19 protein-coding genes are annotated in these 21,378 nt (G+C 64.6%); 6 read left to right on the forward strand and 13 right to left on the reverse strand.

All coding sequences use genetic code 11. The features are described 5' to 3' along the window. The first annotated feature begins 30 nt into the window (after positions 1-30). Genes ACZ5QD_RS13220 through ACZ5QD_RS13230 form a run of 3 tightly spaced genes read left to right on the forward strand, consistent with a single transcriptional unit; the run spans position 31 to position 2,222 of the window. Positions 31-996, forward strand: a complete 966-nt coding sequence (locus ACZ5QD_RS13220) for a DUF302 domain-containing protein (protein WP_039868152.1) — start codon at positions 31-33, stop codon at positions 994-996. Continuing rightward, on the forward strand, positions 997-1,548 hold the full coding sequence (locus ACZ5QD_RS13225) for a sigma-70 family RNA polymerase sigma factor (RefSeq protein WP_006898178.1): 552 nt from the start codon (positions 997-999) through the stop codon (positions 1,546-1,548). Beyond that, positions 1,545-2,222 carry a zf-HC2 domain-containing protein gene (locus ACZ5QD_RS13230; protein ID WP_081598158.1) on the forward strand — a complete coding sequence of 226 codons (678 nt, stop codon included), beginning with the start codon at positions 1,545-1,547 and terminating at the stop codon, positions 2,220-2,222. Before ACZ5QD_RS13225 ends, ACZ5QD_RS13230 begins: the two co-directional genes overlap by 4 nt. A gap of 587 nt (positions 2,223-2,809) precedes the next feature. On the opposite strand, the gene ACZ5QD_RS13235 is transcribed toward ACZ5QD_RS13230, so the two are convergent. After that, complete coding sequence (locus tag ACZ5QD_RS13235) at positions 2,810-3,829, reverse strand: hypothetical protein (protein ID WP_006898175.1); 1,020 nt, start codon at positions 3,827-3,829, stop codon at positions 2,810-2,812. 332 nt (positions 3,830-4,161) lie between these two features. Between ACZ5QD_RS13235 and ACZ5QD_RS13240 the strand changes: the two genes are divergently transcribed. Together ACZ5QD_RS13240 and ACZ5QD_RS13245 are read left to right on the forward strand one after the other, a co-directional pair. Continuing rightward, a complete protein-coding gene (locus ACZ5QD_RS13240; RefSeq protein ID WP_101841652.1) occupies positions 4,162-4,815 on the forward strand; it encodes a TetR/AcrR family transcriptional regulator in 654 nt (217 codons plus the stop codon). 5 nt (positions 4,816-4,820) lie between these two features. Then, positions 4,821-5,234 (forward strand): RidA family protein, encoded by a 414-nt coding sequence (locus ACZ5QD_RS13245; protein WP_006898173.1) that lies wholly within the window; start codon positions 4,821-4,823, stop codon positions 5,232-5,234. 172 nt (positions 5,235-5,406) lie between these two features. Here ACZ5QD_RS13245 and ACZ5QD_RS13250 read toward each other — a convergent pair whose 3' ends face one another. From ACZ5QD_RS13250 to merA, 9 genes are all read right to left on the reverse strand, one after another. After that, positions 5,407-7,020 (reverse strand): hypothetical protein, encoded by a 1,614-nt coding sequence (locus ACZ5QD_RS13250; RefSeq protein WP_157225346.1) that lies wholly within the window; start codon positions 7,018-7,020, stop codon positions 5,407-5,409. A gap of 470 nt (positions 7,021-7,490) precedes the next feature. Further along, entirely contained in the window at positions 7,491-7,823 is a 333-nt protein-coding gene (locus ACZ5QD_RS13255) for a helix-turn-helix domain-containing protein (RefSeq protein ID WP_006898170.1), read from the reverse strand. After that, positions 7,820-8,944, reverse strand: coding sequence for a tyrosine-type recombinase/integrase (locus tag ACZ5QD_RS13260; protein ID WP_006898169.1), 1,125 nt, complete (start codon positions 8,942-8,944; stop codon positions 7,820-7,822). The genes ACZ5QD_RS13255 and ACZ5QD_RS13260 overlap by 4 nt, the downstream gene beginning before the upstream one ends. 176 nt (positions 8,945-9,120) lie before the next feature. After that, positions 9,121-10,287 (reverse strand): site-specific integrase, encoded by a 1,167-nt coding sequence (locus tag ACZ5QD_RS13265; protein WP_039868144.1) that lies wholly within the window; start codon positions 10,285-10,287, stop codon positions 9,121-9,123. Positions 10,288-10,495: 208 nt separating this feature from the next. Then, positions 10,496-11,728 carry a TniQ family protein gene (locus tag ACZ5QD_RS13270; RefSeq protein WP_051999703.1) on the reverse strand — a complete coding sequence of 411 codons (1,233 nt, stop codon included), beginning with the start codon at positions 11,726-11,728 and terminating at the stop codon, positions 10,496-10,498. Then, positions 11,725-12,663 carry a TniB family NTP-binding protein gene (locus ACZ5QD_RS13275; protein ID WP_006898166.1) on the reverse strand — a complete coding sequence of 313 codons (939 nt, stop codon included), beginning with the start codon at positions 12,661-12,663 and terminating at the stop codon, positions 11,725-11,727. The genes ACZ5QD_RS13270 and ACZ5QD_RS13275 overlap by 4 nt, the downstream gene beginning before the upstream one ends. Positions 12,664-12,667: 4 nt before the next feature. Continuing rightward, a complete protein-coding gene (locus ACZ5QD_RS13280; protein ID WP_428832038.1) occupies positions 12,668-14,311 on the reverse strand; it encodes a Mu transposase C-terminal domain-containing protein in 1,644 nt (547 codons plus the stop codon). 396 nt (positions 14,312-14,707) lie between these two features. Further along, a complete protein-coding gene (gene merB, locus ACZ5QD_RS13285) occupies positions 14,708-15,376 on the reverse strand; it encodes an organomercurial lyase MerB (protein WP_006898164.1) in 669 nt (222 codons plus the stop codon). A 34-nt stretch (positions 15,377-15,410) separates the two neighbouring features. Then, positions 15,411-16,841: a mercury(II) reductase gene (gene merA / locus ACZ5QD_RS13290; RefSeq protein WP_006898163.1), complete on the reverse strand. Its 1,431-nt coding sequence runs from the start codon at positions 16,839-16,841 to the stop codon at positions 15,411-15,413. 106 nt (positions 16,842-16,947) lie between these two features. On the opposite strand from merA, the gene ACZ5QD_RS13295 reads away from it, so the two are divergent. Next, a complete protein-coding gene (locus ACZ5QD_RS13295) occupies positions 16,948-17,337 on the forward strand; it encodes a heavy metal-responsive transcriptional regulator (protein WP_030537294.1) in 390 nt (129 codons plus the stop codon). 61 nt (positions 17,338-17,398) lie between these two features. On the opposite strand, the gene ACZ5QD_RS13300 is transcribed toward ACZ5QD_RS13295, so the two are convergent. The 3 genes from ACZ5QD_RS13300 to ssd all read right to left on the reverse strand — a co-directional run bounded on the left by ACZ5QD_RS13300 (position 17,399) and on the right by ssd (position 21,345). Beyond that, positions 17,399-18,621 (reverse strand): IS3 family transposase gene (locus ACZ5QD_RS13300; protein WP_085950748.1). Its coding sequence is split into 2 segments (ribosomal slippage): positions 17,399-18,315 and positions 18,315-18,621, totalling 1,224 coding nucleotides; the frame shifts between segments, so codons are not numbered across the junction. 646 nt (positions 18,622-19,267) lie between these two features. Next, positions 19,268-20,305 carry a TadA family conjugal transfer-associated ATPase gene (locus tag ACZ5QD_RS13305; RefSeq protein WP_464366850.1) on the reverse strand — a complete coding sequence of 346 codons (1,038 nt, stop codon included), beginning with the start codon at positions 20,303-20,305 and terminating at the stop codon, positions 19,268-19,270. Then, positions 20,302-21,345, reverse strand: coding sequence for a septum site-determining protein Ssd (ssd, locus tag ACZ5QD_RS13310; protein ID WP_062366397.1), 1,044 nt, complete (start codon positions 21,343-21,345; stop codon positions 20,302-20,304). Before ssd ends, ACZ5QD_RS13305 begins: the two co-directional genes overlap by 4 nt. Between the last annotated feature and the right edge of the window lie 33 nt (positions 21,346-21,378).

Below are 21,378 nucleotides of genomic sequence, written 5' to 3' on the forward strand. Positions count from 1 at the left end.
CGGGACTTGACAAACACTTCAAGGTTCCGTATGGCAACGTCGCTCCTGGCGTCGGCGGCGATGATCGCCCTCGCCGGGTGCGGTTCCACCGAACCCACCGGTTCGGTCGCTGTGTCGAGTACTCCGGTGTCCACGTCGGCGGATCCGAGCGCCTCAACACCTGATGCAGCACCGTCCGAACCCGGTCTGGTGGTGTACGCCAGCAACTACTCCGTGAGTGACACGGTCTCTCGGGTCCAGCGCGCGCTCGAGACGGTGGGGACTGTGGCAGCCACTGTGGATTTCGAGAAGTTGGCACAGGGAACAGGTAAGACGATCCGTCCGACCACCGTGGTGATCGGGGGGAATCCGAAGGCGGCGTCGCCGTTGATCACCGCGGATCAACGGGCCGCGATCGACCTTCCACAGAAGTACCTGGTCTGGCAGGCTGCCAACGGGACGGTGTTTCTGGCATACAACTCCGCGGAGTACATCGCGGCGCTCGCTGGTATCCCGGTGTCGTCCGACGCCCTCGACGGACTCCGGGCCGGGTCGGCATCCACCGCGTCCGATGCGACGGGATCCTCGGCGGCCGCTGCAGAGGGCACCGATGTGTCCACAGCGCCGAGATACCTGGTCGAAAAGACCAGTGATGCATCGGTTGCTGCGTCCATCGCTCGATACGAGGCAGCGTTCGCGGCCAAGAATCAGCCCACAGTCGCCACCGTCGATCTCGCGTCCGCCGCTGCCGAGACACCTCTGAGGCCCACCATGGTCACCTACGTCGGTAATCCTGCGGTCTCGACTGCGCTGGTCGGAGCGCAGCAGACCATGGGGATCGACCTCCCCGCCCGATACGTGGCGTGGCAGGACTCCGAAGGGATCGTTCACGTGGCTCATCCCGATATCCGTGTACTCGCTGCTCGGCATTCGATCTCGCCGACCAATCCCGTTCTCGACATGGTCGAGGCCGCCACGACCGGTTTCACCGATGCCGCTTCCGGCTCGGGCAGTTAGGTGGACGGTGTCGAATCCGGCTCACAGCAGAACCATCAGCTCGTCGATGCGTCCGAAGTTGCCATGTCGGCGCTCTTCCGCGAGCACCAGCATGCAGTGACTCGATTCGTCAGCCGCTACACCCAGACCCGCGAGCAGTGCGAGGACATCGTCCAGGAGACGATGTTGCGTGCGTGGCGCGGGATCGACCGCATCGATGTGACAGCAGCATCGACGCGGTCCTATCTCATGACGATCGCGCGAAACGTGCTCACCGATCAGTGGCGGGCGAGCACGAGCAGGCCGACTCTTGTCCACGACCAGATCGCACTCGCTGCCGAGTGCATCGACGACGAATTGGGCGGGGTCCTCGACGGGTGGCTCATAGACGAGTCGCTGCACCGGTTGTCCGAGGAGCATCGAGCGGTCATCGTGCTCATCTACTACGAGGGCCGAACCGTCTCCGAAGTGGCCGCACACCTCGATATCGCGGTCGGCACGGTCAAGTCCCGCTCCTACTACGCTGTACGTGCCCTACGCCGGATCTTCGACGAGTTGGGATTGATTCCATGAGCTCAGCGCACGACGAGATCCGACCACTGCTCGGGGCGTACGTACTCGACGGACTCGAGCGCGACGACCGAGCAGCGGTACGACGACATCTCGACGACTGCCTTGCCTGCCGAACCGAAATCGACGTACTGGCACCCGTCGCGGGTGTGCTTCGACGTCGAAGGCAGCCAGCAGATCTCTCACCGGTGCACTCGACGGCCGGTGCAGACCAGCGACTCGACCACCTGCTGAGCGCGATGAGGCAGCAACGGACCTCCGAGAAGAGGCGGCGGCGAGTGTGGACTGCGGTGTCGGCGACCCTCGTTCTGGGAGTCGCTGCGGCGATCGTCCCGCTCAGTAGCCTCGCCCGCTCCGACGATTCGACAACGGTGAACGATGCGGGAGCCCGCCCGCTCGTTCTGTCGAGCACCATCGGGGCCACAGGTGAGCTCGAGCTCACCACGAAAGCCTGGGGCACATCGATCGACGTCGACGTCCAACAACTCCCCGACGCAGGCGTCCTCACTCTCCAGGTGGTCGGCAACGACGGGGCTCGACAGCAAGCAGCTCAATGGTCGGTCACCGCGAGCCGAGCAGCAGCGGTGACCGGCGCGACGTCCCTTTCTGTCGAGGACATCCACTCGATCGTGATCGACGATCCGGCGGGCAACACGATCGCGCGGGCCTCTCGCTGAGACCGAGTCGTCACCGACACGGGCCAGGTTTGGATGCGGTGCCTCGAACCGCATGTTGGTCGAACGGCCGGCCGAGTGGCTGGACCGCAGTCGAAGGAGGTCGGGGCGCTCACGACGTACCCCGGATCGAAGTCCGAGTCCGACCTGCGACATCGAGCGATCACACCAGTCTCCTCGTCTCACCAGAACCAATCGACCCGCAGCCCACTGTCGGGTGTCCCACAGAAAATTACGGATATCGACGACACGTACGTCGCAGGATCCGAGACCCCTAGCTATCCGAGGCGACCCAGCGAGCATCGGATGTATACACGGTCAGATGTACCCCATGGGTATGTGCTGATATCACCCTCAGGGGCTCATACTCGTAGTCGTTTGCGATGACTGTGACGACAATTGGACGCGCCTTCGGTCGTCTCGTCGTTTCGGCGGTCGGGTATCGAAGACGGTGCTGCCATCGACCCAAGGGCACCCACTCATCGACGTAGACATCGAGCCGGTGACGGAAGTCGACATCTGTGTCCATGGGTCGACAGCACACCGACAGTGCAATCAGTCCGCCGATGCCAGTTGCCCGAGAGACAGCATCAACAGTCGCCGCGATCCCATCCGTCGTGTTCGTCGAGAATGTCGACGAGAGTGCGCAAAAGATCGTCGACGCGGTCATTGATGTCGTCGAACCGATCGTCGAGCTCGGCGAGGCGGATGTGTGCGTCACGCCGGGCACGAATCCCGTGCTCGTAGTAGGCATTGTCCAGAACGAAGCCCGATCGACCTGGTTCTGCTCCGTGTAGAACAGCACTGTCGGGGTCGTTCGTCGTCCACAGGGTGCGCGGTCGATGCGCAGCCGGCCGACCGTTCAGGTGAGCGCGCGTCAGTGCGGACAGCGACTGCACTGTGAGCGGTTCCGGCGTCCAGGGTGTGTAGCCCCAGCGATCGATACGAACCACAAGCGGCTCCTCCGCGTGCTGCGCTGTCACCACCGGAGACGCAGACATCGAAGGTGAGCGATCGGGGTCGAGAAATTCACGGAGCATCGAGATACTCGCGGAGCGATCGAACATCGACTGAAGTTGCGCCCAGCGCCGGTACACCGACACCGGACCGGACTCACCGTAACTGCCGAGCATGGTCGGGGTGACACGGTGCAGGCCGGAAACGATCAGGTCCGGCCCTGCGACCTCGATGTCGCCGCGGCGCAGAGTGCTGATGTCACGGTAAGTCAGTCCGGCAGAAACCAAAGTCAATATCAGTGCATCACGTCGCCCGAACAGCCCGTATGGCCATCCAGACGACAGAATGCCGTCGATGATCGATGCAGCGCAGCCACGGATTTCGGTGAGACGTTCCCGGCGGCGCTCTGCGAGAGCGAGCCGAATGGGGACCGAGCGACCGGGTTCGGCCATACCGCGACTGCGGTGGGCAGCGTTGACAGCCGATACTCGACGACGCTGCGTGGCGACTGCGGCAGGGTGGTGGTCAAGAAACTCTGCCAGTGTGGACGGTGTAGCAGGCAGCGACGACCGGTCGCTGGCAGCGCACCAGTCGCAGAACAATGCCCATGTGTGTTCTGCGGAGCGGCCGAGACCCGAGATGCCATAAGCCACCGAGCCGAACGTAATTCCGTTCGATTGACTGGCGGAGTGTCGATATTCAAAGTTGCAGTGTTCGGAAACGGTGACACTTCCTCCCCGGTTTGGCTGTTACAACAGTTTAGGCACCGCTCGCCCAGCCTTGGTGACGTCGAGCCGAGGTGGACGCCCCCGTAGCCCAAGCATCTTCAGATCTGCCCGCCGTCTGTCAGCGGGCGCGAAACCGTTCCGTACGAGCCCGTCCATTCGCACCGTCACGTCAATCGGAGGCTCGTTTGCGGCGGTGGACGTGATCGAAGGCGGATGTTGAACCGGCTAGCCATACCGTATTGTGATACGGTATGGCTATGAGCGAAGCCGCAGTGCGCAACCGACGAGCAGGTGGCCCCAAGCGTCTCCTCGTGCTCGATCAGGTGATATCGACTATGGCGGTCCGCGGATACAGCGGCACCAGGTACGCAGATATCTCCGAGGCCTCCGGTATCGCAGTAAGCACCTTGCAGGGCTACTTCGGATCTCGCGAGGACATGTTGATCGAAGCTTTCCAACGCGCCACTTCCGTTGCCGTTGAAGCCATGCGCGAATTCACGGCGCAATTCGATGACCCATGGAAACAACTGGTGGCGATGGTGGACCGTGGCCTTGCAACGGATGTTCCGACCTGGCGGATGCTCATGGAATTCTGGACGGCAGCCGCCCACGACACCGAACTCCGGCAGCACGCCACAGCATTGGCGACCCAGTACCGAGAACCCTTCGCGGACGCTGTTCGTCGAGGAGTGGAGAGCGGTCAATTCGACCCGCGCTTCGATGTCGAGTCCATCGTCGAAGTCGCAGTGGCAAACATCGTCGGCGTGCTGTACCCAACGGTACTCGGCCACCTGCCTCTTCCTGCAACGAATTACCGCGACGTAGTCATCTCCCAGTTGGCGTACGTCCTCCAAGTTGATACCCACGAAACTTCCGGCAACCCGCCGGCGCTCGGCGAACAAGAAGGGTGACACCCATGTCCCACTCAGTCATCAACCCCAGTGAGCTCCACGACCCAATTCCCTACGGCTACAGTCACACTGCGGCAGTGCCGGCCGGTACTGGCCTAGTGTTCGTCTCCGGTCAGTACGGATCCGGAAAGGACGGCATGGTCGTCTCTGCCGACTTCGCCGGCCAAGTGAAACAAGCATTCGCCAACCTCGGCGTGGCCCTGGCTTCGCACGGGCTCGACCACAGCAACATCGTCCAACTCAGAACCTACGTCGTCGGCCCGGATTTCGAGAAGCTCGGAATCATCGGAAGTGTTGTCCATGACAGCTGCGGGGAGCTGCCACCGACACAGACCGTAATCGGTGTGTCGGGTTTGGCCATGCCCGACATTCTGTTCGAGGTCGAAGCAGTCGCTTCCTACCCAAGCGCCGAATCGTAGACGCAACCCCATTTGGGGGCCACCGGCGACGTAACCTGCCCACTCGTCGGTGTATCCGAAAACAGGGACAGGTAGTCGAGACCCGATGCCCGGATCGAACCTGGTCGAAATGCTCGATGGTAGGACCTTGAATGTGTTGTGTAAGTGCACATTCACTGTTTCAGCTTGGCGTTCATGATTCGTCTTGTTGCTCTTCGGAACGAGCGAGCAGGTAGTCGGCCCAGTCTCGTCGTGTTCGACTGGACCATTTGGTGGCTGTAGATATGTTGACGCCGAGTAGGTCAGCGGCGATCGGGGCAGGGATGTCGCGGGCCCAGGCCGAGCGAGCCGAGTGGCGGGCAGGAAGCGGTTCGATCCCGTGGTGGCGGAGTTTGCGTGCGAGGACAGCAGACGCCATTGGCCTGCCCGGGGACCTTCCCGGAAACAGAAATCGGGTTGCGAGTTCGGTCTGGTAGAAGGTTTCGCGACCGACTCTGTTGTCTCGCAGGGTGGTCAGGAGTGCGGCCAGTGCAGGTGGCACCAAGGCGGGGCCTTCGTCGAAACGCAGGTAGGTCTCCTGGTCGACGACGTCGATGCGGCCACAGGTCAGCGTAGCGATGCTGGTGGTTGTGCGGCCGTAAAGCAGGACGAGCGCACCCGTGACTCGGACGTCGAGAGGCAGTTCGTCGTCGTGAAGACACCTGTCGAGCATGTCCCACCGGTCTTCTTCGGTGAGCAAGTTCGACGGGTCGGCGCTCGGCCTTTGGGGCACCGTCAGGTCGGAGCATAGCTTCCTTCCTTTCGACCATTCTATGAATGTGGTTACGAAGTAACGGTATTCGCTGCCACCGTCGAGCCAAACATCGATGTCGGCTTGATCGGTCGTGGGCAGTGTCTTGCCGCGTTCATCGAGCCAGGTCAGGAATTCGAGACTGATTGCGATTTGGCTCCGAACGTAAGTGGCAGCGCTGACCGTGACGGGCCGTCGGTTGGATCGTCGGCGAGCACGCCGCAGAACGTGCCAGGTGGCGAATGGTCGCACGAGTGCGATGTGATGAGCGGGCCGTTCACCGAGGGCATGCTCGAGCCACTGTTCGATTCGCTCGAGCAACTCGTCGCGCTCCGCGAGAATTCCCGCGTGGACGAGCAGATCACGCAGTCGGTGCAAAGCATAGCTCGGCGGGCACTGGTCGAGCAGTTCATGGCTCAGGGACTCGTGGTGGGCTCGTTGAGCGAGCTCGTGAAGCAACTTCGCACCGCCGGCGCGTCGATGAAGCCAGCGCATCATCGAAGACGGATTGGGGACGTGGGCGAAGACGGCAATTAACGGAACAAGTTGCTCGGCAATGCCGTGTTCCGGGTGACTGAGGACGATGCGGAGCTTTGCCTCGAGTGCGTCGTGGGCGGTTTCGTGTTGTCGCCGGCGTACTCGTGTCGGGGATTCGGTGAGCTGGGGTTCGAGGACATGGCCGTCGTCGCGGCAGCGAAGACATACCGGTTGTTGGGCATCCGGATGTGCTGGATGCGCCGCACCGCAGATCACGCATGGGTGTCGTGGTCGGGTGAGGCAGCGGTTGCAGAGATCAGGTTCGGTGCCTCGGGCGGTGCGGTCGATTCCCCTGACTTCGCCGCACCCACCGCAGCGGCGCTTGGGCCGGGTGTAGCAGCTTTTGCAGATCGGGCCGTCGTCGGTGTGGGCGTATGTGGGCGCGTCCTCCCCGCACCGGATGCAGGTGCAGTGCGGAGTGCGGTAGCAATTCGGACACAATGCGGCGCCGTCGCTCCGCCGCGCCTTGATCGCCAACACTCGCCCACATTGTCCGCATGGCCCCCTCTTGCGGGGGACGCATGAGCTGCACAGTGGTCTGCCGTGGTCGTCGCGTTTGGCGATCGACCGATCCTTGCCGCAGCGACTGCACGGCGCGCAGTGGAAATATCGTCGGCAGTTGTCGCAGACACGACCTCCGTCGACTATGTGGTGCAGGATCTTTGGGGCCTTGCATCGTAGGCAACTGGGAATCGTGACCGTGGTGTGTCCGGCCGCGACGAGTAGCGCGGCCAGTCGCTGCACTGCCACTGGGGTGTTCGATGATCCCGACGTCAGCGCATCGGGATGCCGCGCAAGGTGCGCTTCCAACGGTCTCAGTGTTGAGTCGACTACCGCTTCGGCAACGAATTCCATTGCGGCGCAGAGGCTGAGGTCAGGAACACTGTTTCTGACGTGATGGGCGGCTCGCTCGAGCACGATTTGGCGTGGCTCGACTCCCGGCCGTCGGCTCATGTCGTCTCTGGTCGGCGGATGGTGGTGCGTCGTGCCCGTGGCGGGGCTGGGTGCTCACCCGTACTGCCGTTGCTCGTCTTCTTGATAGCAGTGTTGACGACGTCGATCTCGATGAGGTCGTTCGGTGTGCACCCGAGGATGTCGCACAACGCGGCGAGGGTGTCCATCGACAACCGTTGCGGCGGTGCGGTGACGAGCCGGTAGACCTGTTCGCGGGAGAGGTGAATCCCGCGCTCGGCGAGCAGCGGGCCCAGCTCGGTGGTCTGGAACATCTCATGGTCGGCCATCAGGCGTCGCAGGTTCCAGCGGTAGCCCATCTTCTTGATCATGGCGCTCCCTTCCATAAAGTGTCGCGGCTCTGCAGCGCTCGGCGTATTAGTCGGGTTCGGTACTCGTCGGATACACCGGTATAGATCGCGGTCGTCGAGGCGTATCGGTGACCGACCTGTTCGGAGACGAACCGTTCTGGGTAGTCGAACTCCACCAGATGCGTGACGTACGAATGCCGCAGACAGTGCAGGTCGAGTTCGACCGGCAACCCCGCCGCCTGACGCACTTGCTCGAAGGCATCGTTGATGCTGCGCAGTGACATTCGACCGGCGCGCTCGCTGACCCAGAGCGCGGTCAGCGCGCCCGGCTTCATCAATGGCCGAACCTCCTCGACCCAGTGGTCGAGCACATCGACGATCCAATCCATCTCCGGAACCGTCAACACGGTGCGCCGCTTCGGCGGGCTTCCCTTCGATGCCTTCCCCCACCGCACGAACCAAGCACCGTACTGGCCGTACTGCGCTGCTTTCGGTGCGCGGCGTCGGTCGGAGAGATCTAACCCGCGGGCCTCTCGACGGCGCAGTCCGTAGGCGTAGACGGTCTTGAGCAGGGCGGCGTCGCGTAACGCTGTCAACGAACCTTTGCGGCCCAGCTTGCGGATCTGCTCGACGCGGCCGTCCGCGGCATCGAACAAGGTCTGCACTTCGTCGTAGGTCAGCGGCCGCCTCCCCGGTCCGCCCTCGAAATCTGCAGCATGCGCGATCGTGTTTCCCTCGTGAAAAACCTGTTGCGGCACAACCGAAAACCGATCCCAGCACTGCGCAGGCCAACCGTAGCGGCTGTCGGTGACGTACTCCATGAACAAGCAAATCGACATCTCGTACGACCGGGCGGTCGACACCACGATCGGCTTACGCCGGACCGAGGACCGCAGATGCACGATGAAATCTTCACCGTCCGCCGGTTCCCATTGCCACGGATACGAATTGGTGAACTCGGCCATCCGACGCACCAGCGACAAACGCGGCGCGATCGTCCCCTCGTCACTGAGAAACCGCGTTCGTTGCTGACGTTCCCACCCCGCCAGCATCGCTTCGAACACTGCCTGTTCGGGCTCGAGATGCACTACCCCGTCGGTCAACACCAGATGCGCCGCACCCGGAATCTCAGTCTCGCCCATGCGTTGCATTAAACACAACAATGTTGAATCAAGTCTAGTCTGACTGCCGTCGCCGCAGGTCAGGCGAGACGGAAAGCCGGCAACGGATAGGATGACACCGCGGTCAACGTCCAGGTCGCATCAGCTTATGCGGTGGAACGCAGTTGCATCGGACGCAATTCCGCCTAGTTCCGGTTTCATAGTCCGAGGTCGGTGACGGCGTTGCCGAGCATGGGTGCGTGCTCACGGGCGTAGATTTCGACCATCCCAGGGGTCGTGTGGCCGGTCTGGCGCATGATGGCGTGGGCGTCTGCGCCGTTGCGGAATGCTTGGGTGACGAATCCTGCCCGCAACGAATGCCCACCCAACTGTGTGACCGTCTCGGGGTCGAAGCCGGCGCGAGCGGCGCGGCGACGGATCGCGGCGTGCACCGCAGCCCCGGAGAGCGCAGTGTCGGAGAGGTTGCCATTCTTGCGGACCGATCGGAACAGCGGCGAAGATTTGTCGGCGGCGGGCAATGCTCCCCGGCACACATGAGAGTCGAATGGTGTTGCACGGGAAAGTAACCGAATGACGGCGACTCTGCCGCCGGTGTCGAACGCGGCGACGAGCTGCAGCCATCGCACCCACGCGCACACCGGGCATGACTCGTGGCGGTTGGTGAACGGTAGTGCTTTCACTGCTCCGGTGCCGGCCTGGTCGGTCTTGGACTTCCGGATCTGTACGTGCGCGCCGTCGAGACGGTCGCGGCGGACATCGCGGCATTCGAGCGCTACGAGTTCACTGCGACGAAACGCGCCGGTGAAGCCCATCAGCAGCAGCGCGGTGTCGCGGCGCTCGAGCACCTCGGACGCCCACCCGACAGCACTGCGGCGCGCGTGGTCGACGATCGTGGTGATGTCGGAGGTCAGCAGCGGTGCCCGCGGGTTGCGGGGCCGCTCCCCCGCCGACGCATAATCCCGACGAACACCTGCCAGAGTCGCTTTCACCATTTCGTGTCCGCACGGGTTGTCGTAGCCGGCGCTGCGGTGGCGGTCGGCGATCGCTGCAATCCATTTGCCGAATGTCGCAGGCGCATACGCCCGCGTGCCGTCGACGGTGAGTGTGTCGGCCGCGGCGACGAGATACGCGGCCACCACGGCGGGATGCGCCGGCAACGCGGCATGTCCGGTGGCGGTGCACCAGGTCTCGAAGCCTCGCCACGCCGAGCTGTAAGCCCGGCGGGTACCGGCGGACCGCGATGCAGCCATCGACCGCTCTATCCGGGCGGCAACCTCGGGCGTCAGATCCGGAAACACCGCTGCGCCACACGACACGACAGCTGGGACAGTGTTCGGGCCGTCTGCTGGCTGGCGTTCTGTCATGGAAAGGACTGTAGCGGGCAGCTCCGACACATTTTCTGGATCCAAAACCACGCTCAGCTGGTGGTTTGTGGGTCTACGGTGCGGGAAGGAAAATTCTCGTCGGTCACCGCACAAATAACGTTGGTGACTGTGACACCGCCGCCAAAACGGGCCTTGTCGGCCATCGCCGCGTGTGCGTCGCGGACGACCCCGCTCCATCGGGCGAGAACTACGTCGGCGGATGTTGCAGCGGGATCCCGTGGTCGACGAACAGTCGCACCGTCTCATCCAGCTCCGCTGCGGTGCGGCACCCCCAGCGCAGGAAGTTGTACAACGAACTGGCGGATGCGGGATCGACGCGCGCTGCCTCGATGGCGGCCTCGGCTGCAGCGTGCGCGTCAGCCCATAAATCGCGCTCGGGTGCGGGATAGGACGAGCGCGTCGGAGGTGTCCCGGGATCGACCGGCTCATAGGGTCGTGGGCGCAGCAGAGATGCGTGCGCACCGCCGGCATTGATCTCACCGCTCTCGACCATCGCGATGCCGATCGCTGCGGCCTCGAGGACTTTCGCCTGCTCGTCCCAGTGCAGGTCCTCGAACGGAACCCACGCGGTCCGCAACGGGCGAGAACGACCGGCGGCCCTCCATATCGCAACGAGTCTCGTCGCCCACCGTCCGGTGCGAACCAGTGGCGAGGACACTTCGTCGACGACGGTGCGCAGAAGCCGGAACCACACTGCGGCATGTACCCGGCCTGAGCCGAGTTCCACCCATCCCGTCGTCAGAGCCTCGGTGCTGCGCCGATCGAGGTCCGTGACCGCTGAAGAAACCGGAACGGGCGAGACCCGTTCGTCCGAACCGAACCGGACCTGATCCCAGAAGATCGCATGACCAGGGAAAGCAGAGCAGGGTTCGAGTCGACAACGGTGGTCGAGGCAGCTGCTCAGCACCGGATATTGACGCAGCAGAGTCATGTTGATATCAGCAGTGGATTCGAGGCTGTCGACACATGCCGGGCATGCCCGACTGCGCGGAGTGCTAGCCCACGGCAACCATGCCTCGCTCGTGGGTGTGCGGCGTCGTCGATCCTCCCTCGCGAGGTCGGCCGGTAGCAGGATCGAAAATTGGTGGACGTAGGTGTCGAAGTCGCAGTCGGCGGGGTCGGTGCTGTCGAGCAGCCACGGTGTCCACCCCGCCAACGTCATCATCCGTACCCTCTCTACCGGAACTGCGCCGCGAACGGCCAGCTCGGCAAGTATCGGCTCCGGTGTGTAGCGGTCGAGATCCTCGACAGCACAATCGATATCGAGGTCTGCGAGCAGGTCAGAAGGCCTGATGTGCGGATACAGCTCGCATATCCGGGCCAACCAGGACGAGAGGGCCTCACCTGGCAGTGGCTGCGGGTGCAGCGGCCACGGGCGAACGTACGCATCATCGGGCATAGGTGCGAGCCGCGCGTTCATGCGAGGTGGCGCTCGAACTGGCGGCGGCGCTCCGTGGGGCCGACGTACGGAGTGCGCGTGAGCACCGATGAGGTGATCGCTTCCTCTCCGCTGTCGACGGCGGTCACTGCTGCGGCAGTGAGCAGCGTTGTCAGTTCACCGATGGTGCCCTCGGAGCGAGTGAGGAGGTAGTCGGTCATCTCCGGTGATGTCAGGTGCGAGGGTTTGCGGAGGGAGAAGCTCGTGGTGAAGCTGGCCAGCAGTGATCTGGCGTCGGCCGTGTTGGTCCAGACCGGCAAAGTCATGGGGTGGAATCGGTTCTCCAGCTGAGGATCGGTCCGGATGGCGAGGTAGGCGTCGCGGGTTCCGACGGCGACAAGAGGAATGCGTAGTTCGTTGCCCAGGAATCGCAGCACGTTCAAGAATTCGCGGCGGACGTTGTCGCGGCCGGCGAGAACATTGTGGAGCTCGTCGATGATCAACATCCGTACGCCGGTGGCGCGGAGCAGCATCAATGCTTGCTGTTCGAGTTCGTGGACCCGATTGCGTGGTCGGGTCGGTGTTCCCAACGCTGTGAGCAGTGCGAGGTAGAACCGGCCAGGTGACGGGTCCGGGGGCATCTGCATGCACAACACCGGTATCTGCTCGCGGTCGGACAAGCTGATCGGCGGATGAGTGCGCCGGAACTTTTCGATGATCATCGACTTGCCGTTGTTCGTCGGACCGAGCAACAGTAGGTTCGGCATACGCTGCCGGTCCGGCCACGACAGCAACGTCTCCAGATGGTCGATGACCGTACGAGCCTGCGGATACCCGATCCACCTCTCCGACCGGATCAACCGGATCCGCTCCGCATCGTCGAGTACGGTGAGCGGTCGAACCGACTCCCGCAGGTGCCCCAAACCCTCGCCGGACGACTCGGTGGGTTCGTCGCTGCTTCCCATCGATGCGGTCATCGCCTCACCATTCCTCGATGTCGCTGAAGACCGGCGTTGCGGTGCCGCCGTCCGCTCGAGGCTCCTCCGGCGGGTGAATCGCCGGGATCGGTGCAGACGCGACGCCGGTGAGATGCATACGGCGGGCACGGTTGCGCCGGGCTTTGCGGGTAGCTTTCTGCGAGCGGTCGGTGACCTCGCGCATCTGCTCGATCATCGAAAACAGTGCGCTCTCATCGACGTTCGACCGACCTTGTTCGCGGAGACGAGTGATAGCAGCTCTGTGCTCCCACAGTGTCACCGCGGGATGTGACATCGTCCGATACGGCACCTCGACATAGCCGGCACCCTCTGGTTCGAGGACCCAGATTCTGCTCAAATCGCGTGGGTCACGTCGTATCACGAACCGCCCCAAATCCTCTCGCCGCGCAACCCACGGTTTGAGCGCGTTCGAGAAGTAGTGCACGTGATCGAGAACGAAGCCCGTGCGCGTCAGACGTCGCCGGATGACGGGAAGAAAGTCCACCAGGAACGCGGTTTCGCCGAGCACCACACGAGGGGCATGACCAACTGCGGCGACCGCGCCGGCCCACACGGCGGCCGGAGTGTTCCCGATCCCTGTGTGAACGCTCGCGTGATACGAGGCTATGGCCAGGACCAGCCAGCGCTCCAACTCACGCAATGTCAACGCCGCGTGCTTGTCCGAGTCGTAACTTCCTCGGTCCGCGGGGTTCGAGAAGGTGGTCCCAGGCAGCTCGTGCACCGCCGTCATCGCCGTTCCGATGATGCGTTCGACGATCCCGCCGTAGTGCGGTCGGCCCGGAGGACGGTATTCGAGTGTGATCGCGTGCTGGGCGCATCCGCGACGCAGCGCTTCGCTTTTGAACTCGGAGGCGTTGTCGAGATACAACTGTTTCGGCTTCCCTGCCATCGGCCAGTGCACCTGCTCCGCGAACTCGCATGCCTCCAGCCATGTCTGTTTCTCGCAGCACACGCGGCCCAGGCACAACCCGACCGATATCGACGACGGCGGCTCCAGAGTGACGACGAACCCAAGTACGGAACGGCTGAAGACATCGATGGCGATCGTCAGGTAGGGGCGGCCGATCGGTTGCCGCTCGTACTCGTCAACGACCATCAGATCGACGACGGTGTGGTCGATCTGGACCTGATCGAGAATCCCCGACACCGTCGGTGGACTGTCGCCGGCGGACTGACGTGGGCGGGCGGCATCGGGTCCTCCGCGTGACCTGGCCACCGATGCCGGATGGAGCGCGGCGATACGCGCGGTGACGGTATTTCTGGCCGGCACAGGCAGACCCGCGCGGTGGCACGCCAACGCGATACGTCGATGCAGCGCAGCGACACTGAGCTTCTGACGGTGAAGAAAATATCGGGTGAGATGATCGCCGATCACGTCCTCGACCTCGGCCGTTACTCGGCTGCGGCCACGCCCACCCGACGAGACCTTCGTCAGAAGATCGGTGACTGTCCCCGTCCCGTTCCTGAGCCTGCCGACCAACGTGTAGACCTGCCGCCTGGACAATCCCAACCGCTGCGCGGCATCGTCGACCGCTTCCGAACGCACCGGATGCATCTCCAGCAAGGGAGCCAGGACAGCGAAACGGGTCTCGGCCTGGGACCACCGCTCCCCCGACGCGGTCAGCACACCGGTCTCCACGACGTCGAGCTTGTCAGGGTCCATCACAAGCCTCCCTGTCACCGAGAGCCGAACGTGCGACCGTGCACCGCACTTCTGACATCAGGATGTCAGAAGACCACTGCACTCACCCTCGAAACACCTGCAAAGAGTGCAGCCGTCTTCTGAAATTGACACGACCGAACCTCCCGATGTGAGTCCGGCAGTGTCCGAGAAACGAACGAATGAGAGACGACCCGAAGTGGCGCATAACTATGCAATGGGGGTTGCGAGGCGGTCGGGGTCAGGGTTTTGCTCTGCACATACGACCGAGCCATCGGAGATGGTCACTTCATTCATCAGACGAATCGCGCCGTTCTCCGGGGTTTATCGGAGCTTTCGTGTGCTGCCTCCGCGCGGTAGGTGTCAAGGCGCGGAGTAGGCGTCTTGCGTGACCGAGTCCAGATCAGCGGTGTCGGCCTGCGCCAGCATCGAGGATGCGACGGCGGCGCCGACCCGATGCGCAGCCTCGATGTCCAGGACTTCGCCGTCGGGGTGTGCGTCCAGCCACGGTTGGGCCTCCTCGCGGGAGGCGAAGTAGTGCACCTGGTTGCAGAACGAGGACCGAACGGGGCCGTCGTGGTCCGGGATCAAGAGGGATAGGACGGCGGTGTCGGGCTGCACGGACGTGATCGTGCCGTCGGTGCCTGTCGTCACCCGGACGGAGATCCCGCTGTCTGGGGAGGTCGACTCGATCGTCGCGGCCTTCCCGATCAGTGCCGGAAAGAAGAGAGTGTCCAGCGCGCACCACGTGTATAGCTGCCGCCCCGCCACCGTGAAGCGATGTGGCGTGGGCCGCAGAGTCAGGGCCAGGCCGAGGATGCGGCCGTCGTCGTCGTACTCGGCGTCGGGGACTGAGGACAGTCCCCGCCGGACCGTGTTCTCGCTCCGTCCGCTGGCGGTGGCCAGTTCGGCGATGGTGACGGGCTCGCCCTCGGCCAGCAGCCGCAGGAGCGGCACGAACAGGCTCGGGTCGAGCCCTGACCTGGAGGGGGACAGCAGATAGGCGAGGGTCTTCTCGTCGATGGCGGTCATGTGATTCCTTTGTTTCAGAGGCGGGGTCGCGGGCTCACGCGCAGCAGGAGAGCTTGGTGACGTCGGTGGTGAACGCCTTGCAGGCGATCCGGATGCCCTCGGTCATCGTGAGATACGGGCTCCACGCGGCGGCGACCTGCGCGGTCGTCATTGCCCCCTCGAGGATGTAGACGCCGGCGGCGGCGAGCTCCCCGGCGTCCTTTGCCACAGCGGAGATGCCCAGAATCTGCCCGCTGTCGCTATCGGCGACGACCTTGATGAAGCCTCGGGTGTCCCGGTTGGCCTGCGCCCGCGGGACGAATTCCAGGGGTAGCACCTGGCTAACGCTGGAGATCCCGGCGGACACAGCTTCCTGCTCGGTCATCCCGACCGCCCCGATGGCGGGGCTGGTGAAGGTGACGCGGGGCAAGTTTCGGTAGTCGACCACGGCGACGGTGTCGGTGAACGCGTTCTCCACCGCGAGAGCGCCGTGTGCCGCCGCGACGTACACGAAATCCCACTGTCCGGTCACGTCCCCGGCGGCCCAGACTCGCGGATTGGATGTGGCCAGCCGGGAATCCACCACGATCTCGCCGGACGTGCCGGTCTCCACCCCGACCTGGTTGAGGTTCAGCTCCGCGGTGACGGGCCGTCGCCCCGTGGCCACCAGCAGCTTCGCGGACTGGAAAGTCTCCTGCCCGCCGTCCACTGTTGCGGAGACGACGATCTCTCCGCTGTCCTCGTCGCGTGCCACGGCGTTCACGGCGGCCTGCTGGACCACCCGAATCCCCTCATCGGCGAACACCCCGGCCAACGCCTCGGACGCTTCCGGCTCCTCATGCGAGGCCAGCCGGGAACGGACCAGCATCGTCACTCGGGAGCCCAGCCGGGAGAACAACTGCGCCAGCTCCAGCGCGACGTAGCCCCCGCCCAGAACCAGCAATGTCTCTGGCACTTCGTCCAACTCCATCGCCGTGGTAGACGTCAGATACCCGGCCTCCACCAGTCCCGGAACGTGCGGCACGTGGGGCGCAGAGCCGGTGGCCACGAGGTACTGCTCGGCCTCGATCGTCCGCAGCGCGCCGCCGGGCGAGGCGACCTGGAGCAATGGCGCATCCGGGGTTCCGGTGAACGACGCTTCCCCCTCGACCATGTCCCACCCGTGGATGGCGGCCTGATCGACGTACTTCTCCGCTCGCATGCTCTCAACCAGAGCGTCCTTGCCCTTGATCAGTGCCGGCATGTCCACCGGCCCGGCCGAGGCCGCCACACCAGGGAAGCGGGCCGAGTCCGACGCGACGTGGCGGGCCTCCGCGGCAGCCAAGAGAGCCTTCGACGGCACGCACCCGGTGTTCACGCACGTCCCGCCGATAGTCCCGCGCTCAATCATCACGACACGCTTGCCCAGTCCTGTGGCCCGGATCGCGGCCGCGAAGGCCCCGCCCCCGGAGCCGACAATCGCCAAATCGAACTGCTCGCCGCTCATTCAGACACCTCTTCGCCGTGACTCAGGAACTCCTGTCAGCCATTATCAACCTTCCAGTACGATGGAAGGTCAAGTCTGGCGATCACGGATGGGGGCTTCGGCGCACATGAGAATCGGGCAACTCGCGGAGGCGACCGGCACCACGACGAAGACCCTGCGGTTCTACGAGGAGTCCGGGCTCCTCTCTCCCGCGGAACGACTGGCCTCGGGCTACCGGGACTACACCGACGACGCCGTGGGCCAGGTCGGGTTCATCCATCGGGGCCAAGCGGCCGGGCTGACCCTCGCCCAAATCCGGCAGATCCTGGAAATCCGTGGGCACGGCCAAGCGCCGTGCTCACATGTCAAGAGTCTGCTAGGCGAGCGGCTCGACGCGCTCGATGCCCAGATCGCAGAGCTTCTCGTCCTCAGGGAGACCATCTCCCAACTTCACGCGAACGCGAGCAAACCAGAGCCGAGCACTTGCTCTGCCGACCAAGTTTGTCGCTACATCTGATCTCGAACCCTGAGATCCACGGGAGGGCCTTGACCCCGGAAACTGGACACGGGGTTTGTGATTACGCGGCTTTCTGCAGGCTATCGGATGTGTGAGCGTTTTCGTAGTCGGCAGGGCTGAGATAGTTGCAGTACGAGTGCCGGCGTCGGGTGTTGTAGCGGGTGATCCACCGGAACACCGCGAGCCTTGCCGCCCGGGGCGATTCCCAGCGGGCTGCGCCTTGCAGCGTTTCGCGTTTGAGTGTCGCATTGAACGACTCGGCCAGGGCATTGTCCGCGCTCGTGCCCACCGCTCCCATCGATTGCGCAACACCCAACTTCGCGCAGATCATCGCGAAACCCTTTGAGGTGTATTGACTTCCGCGATCGGCGTGGAACACTGCACCGGCAAGACCGCCGCGGGTCAGTGCTGCGGCACCTAAGGCATCTTCGACGAGTTCGGTACGCATGTGCTCGGCGATCGACCAGCCCACCAGGCGGCGGGAGAAGCAGTCGATCACCGTGGCCAAATACAAGAACTCATTGTCCCCGCATGGCAGATACGTGATGTCACCGACGTATCGGGTATTCGGTGCGATCGCGGTGAAATCACGGTTGAGCAGGTCCGGCGACGGAGTGTCGGCTGGTTCGGCGATGGTGGTGCGGTGTTTTCGGCGCAGTCGCAGGCCCTCGATGTTGTTGGCGCGCATGATCCGTGCGATCCGTTTGTGATTGATCCGCTGGTCGGCGGGTTGTCCGTGATTGATCTCGGCGGTGATCCGGGGCCGCCCGTAGGTGTTGTCCACCGTGTGGACGGCGCGGATCTTGTCGGCGAGTTCAGCGTCGGCTGCGGCCCGGGCGGCTCGTTTCTCGGCGGCGTTGATCCATGCGTAGTACGACGAGCGGGCGATATCGATGACCTGGCACAACCGCTTCACCGGGTAGGTGTCGGAGTGGTCTGCGACGAACTGGAAGCGGTTCACCAGTTCGTCTCTCCGGCGAAATATTTTGCCGCCGACCGCAGGATGTCTCGTTCGGTTTCGAGCTTGGTTTTCTCCGCGCGTAGGTGTGCGACCTCGGCGCGGAGCCTGGCGGCTTCCTGCTCGGGTGTCTCGCCGGTGCCGGGCCCCGGAGCGGTGGCGGCGGGTCTGCGGATCGGGATACCCGCATTTCTCAGCCATGTGGTCAGGGAGCCGTGGGATACGCCGAGATCGGCGGCGATCCCGGCTACGGTCGCGCCGCCGGTGTCGCGGTACAGCTCGACTGCGTCGCGGCGGAACTCTTCGGAGTAATTTTTCTTTGCCATCGGGTTAGATCTTCTCGCTTTCCCTGGTCTGAGACCAGGATCAAGCGTGTCCAACCCGCGGGGTCAAGGCCCTGCCTCCATCGGCGCGGCAGTCAGTGACAGTCTCCGCGTTTGGACCTCGCGACGGAAGCGTCTCTGTGCGCCGTCGATCATCGTTGTGGAGATCTCGAATCCGTGCACCATGCCCGATTGCCCTACACGATCAAGCAACAACCCTAATCCGACACCACCACCGAACCCGACATCGGCGACTACTTGACCCGCCCGGATTCCAGCAGCCTCCACCGCGGCAGCGATAGGTTCACGATTGCGTCGATTCACTACCCGGCCAACGATTCGACCGCGAATCCCGGCAGGTCGCCCAAGTTGCCGAGAAATACTCACCAATACATGCTCGCCCACATGCATACCTCGATTGCAGCATCCCAGACCCGGCAACCGCATCAGGGAACTCCCGGAGAGTTCGCCCGGGTGTGACATCGGGAACGACTTACCGGATGAATCACGGAACCAATCCTCTGCTGGCCCCCGACTGCCAATCTCAAACGACTCCACGCCGGTCCTCGACGCCCACGTAAGCCCTATCGACGGGTACACCCGACTGGAGGGGTGTCACCCACAATCTAAACCGTCATGTGATTCACAGTCAGATACACCGTAACCAAGTTACAGATAAGATCGCGGGACCGAGTTGGCTGTGCAGAGCCTCGCGCGCCATCCCGCCGAGGGCCGCGAGCGCTTCCATCCGGGCGGGGACCTCGGTGATCGAGTTGGCGTGCAGCGTGCCCGCGCAGCCGTCGTGCCCGGTATTGAGCGCGGTGAGCAGATCGATCACCTCGGCGCCCCGGACCTCCCCGACGACGATCCGGTCGGGTCGCATTCGCAGTGCCTGCCGCACCAGCATCCGGACCGTCACCTCACCGACGCCTTCGACGTTGGCCGCGCGAGCCACCAGGCGCACTACGTGCGGGTGGCACGGCTCCAGTTCGGGCGCGTCTTCCACGCACAGGATCCGCTGACTCGGGTCGACCAGACCCAGCAGACTCCCCAGCACAGTGGTCTTGCCCGCCCCGGTCCCTCCGACGACCAAGAAGGCGAGCCGAGCCGCGATCACGCCTGCGACCAGGTCGCTCACCTCGGCGTCGATCGAGCCGCCCGAGACGAGCGCCTCGAAATCGTGTGTGGCACTCCGCAGCACGCGCAGCGAGATGCAGGTTCCGTCGGGTGCCAGCGGGGGGATGAGGGCGTGCAGCCGCAGATGCGAACCGCTGCGGCCGACTCCCGTGAGCCGGCCGTCGACCCACGGCTGGGCGTCGTCGAGCCGGCGGCCCGCGCTGAGCGCCAGCCGCGCGGCCAGGCGGCGCACGCTCGCCTCGTCGTCGAACACCACGTCGGTCAGCTGCGGACCGTCACCGCGGTCGGCCCACACCTGCCGCGGTCCGACCACCAGTACGTCCGTCACCGCGGGGTCGGCGAGCAGCACTTCGAGACGTCCGACGCCGACCATCTCCGTCTGCAGGTAACGCAACGCCGCGAGCAGGTCGGTGTCGCCGAGCAGCCCGCCGGACTCAGCACGGATCGCACACGCGATCATCTCCGGTCCCGGCGACGGCGCTCCCGGCCCCGCCTCGGCCGCGAGACGATGCCGGACCCGTTCGAGCAGCTCGGCGTCGACCCCGGTCACCGGGCACCCACTCGTGCGCGACGGCAGACGGTTTCGGCTGCTCGGGTCAGCGGGGAGAACCGGCGCAGCGTGAGCCCGCCCGCCTCGCATCGACCGGGCAACGATGCGTCGGCTCGGAAACCGCCGAGCAGTTCCAGTCCGACGGCATCGGCGACCTGAGGGGCGGTCAGTCCGCTCGGCGACGGGCCGCGGACCAGCAGCAGCGGTTCGCGCTCACGGAGCAGACGGTCGAGTGTGCGGCGGGTGGCCGCGACGGCGGCGACCGTCGCCGTGGTCACCACGACGGTCAGGTCGACGGAGTCGACGATCCCGGCCGTGACCGGCCCCGGTTCCCGTCCCACGTCGGCCACCACCGCGTCTCCTGCACCGCGGCTCGCGTCGAGCGCCGCGAGCACGGTCTCCGGGCGCAGACTCGAGGGCTGCTCGCGACCGGCGGAGAGAACCCCCACACCGCGCGTGCGCGGCACGGCCGACCGCAACGCCGCGCCGCCGATGGAACCGGTCTCCCCGTTGACGTCAGACCACCGCAGGCCCGGCTCCGATTCGATACCCAAGAGCAGATCCGCACCCGCACCGGCCTGGTCGACGTCGAGAAGCAGCACGCCGGTCGTCCGTGCGGCCACGAGCGCCACTGCCGCGGCAAGTGTGCTGGCCCCGGCACCGCCGTGCCCCGGCACCACCGCGACCGCACGCGCCGGATGCCGACGCGGTTCGCGGGCTCGCGACAGCGTTGCGACCAGTGCGGCTTCCTCCTCGGGGAGCACGAAACCGCCGTCGGCGCCGAGAACCAGGCCCGACCGCCACAGCCGCGCGTCGTCGCCGGCGCCGCTGACCGCGAACAGACCGTCGCGCCGCGGCAACTCCTGCCCGGCGAGGACGTCGAGAGCCGCCGAATCGGCGACGACCGCGGCGGCTCTGAGCCATTGGTGTCTGCAGCGCGCCGGATCGCCGACCACCATCGCGAAGCCGGCGGCCGCACTGCACCGCGCGAGATCGTCGTGGAGAGACTCCTGAGCCAGGACCAGCAGCACATCGCTCATGATCCGAGCGTGCCCGCAGACGCCGAGTCAGGA

The organism is Gordonia sp. J1A (assembly GCF_055393515.1).